This window comes from Pseudoalteromonas sp. S1612 (genome assembly GCF_005887175.1).
GTDB lineage: Bacteria > Pseudomonadota > Gammaproteobacteria > Enterobacterales > Alteromonadaceae > Pseudoalteromonas > Pseudoalteromonas undina.
On the sequence record NZ_PNDH01000143.1, the window covers coordinates 1 to 239 of the forward strand.

Annotated in this window: 1 protein-coding gene; it reads left to right on the top strand. The window is 36.4% G+C overall.

Annotation, left to right across the window (positions count from 1 at the left end; genetic code table 11):
- Positions 1–239 (top strand): DUF2333 family protein (locus CWB78_RS18440; protein ID WP_138596849.1); only part of this gene is annotated, 239 nt, incomplete at both ends.

The window sequence follows — 239 nt, forward strand, 5'->3', positions numbered from 1 at the left end:
GCGAGTTTAGGTAAAGTCAAGGTATATTCCGATTTAGCAGGCATCTCTTCAAATACACATGGTACTTATACGCAATTACAACAAGATGTAAGAACATCGTGGGGGGAAATTTATGATGTATTTTATGAGTCAGGAGGTGCTACTTGGGCTTTACTACATTTTTTACAAGCGGTTGAATATGATTTTGCCGATGTTCTTGATAAAAAGAACGACCGTGTTAGTATACAACAAATTATACG